The following is a 456-nucleotide window of genomic DNA, read 5'->3' as shown; positions in this document are numbered from 1 at the left end:
AGCGCAGGGTCCCGGCGCTCGCCTCGCCCGCGATCGTGTCGCCCGCGACCACACCGACGGCCATCGGCAGGAAGACCGGCAGCGTGGCGGCGAGAGCGGCGAAGACGAGGAAGAGGCCGTTGTTGGTGACCTGCGTCAGGAACGCCGGTCCGGCTCCGCCGTCCGCCCCGCCCCCCGGTCCGCCGCCGCCCGTCTCGATGCGGACCGCGATCCCGATGAGCACGGGGACGGCGGCGAGCACCGCGAGGAGCGCGTAGGTCCGGTGGCGACGGAGGGTGGTGGTGATCTCGGAGCGGAGGATTCCGAGTGTCCAGAGCGGGTTTCGGGGGCCTCCCGGCACGGCCCCCGGGGACGGAACGGTCTCAGCCTGCGACATCGAATCCTCAGCCCGCGACATCGAATCCCTCTCCCGTCAGTGCCACGAACGCGTCCTCCAGCGACCCGCCCTCGATGCCG

The 456-nt window shown here is 72.8% G+C and carries 1 pseudogene; it reads right to left on the bottom strand.

Annotation, left to right across the window (positions count from 1 at the left end):
• A pseudogene (locus tag G3I71_RS47350) lies at positions 1-376 on the bottom strand (ABC transporter permease); the annotation flags it as partial.
• Between the last annotated feature and the right edge of the window lie 80 nt (positions 377-456).

The organism is Streptomyces sp. SID12501, from assembly GCF_010550245.1.
Taxonomy (GTDB): domain Bacteria; phylum Actinomycetota; class Actinomycetes; order Streptomycetales; family Streptomycetaceae; genus Streptomyces.
Note: the sequence above shows the minus strand (reverse complement) of the source record. Positions and strands in the feature narration are given on the sequence as shown.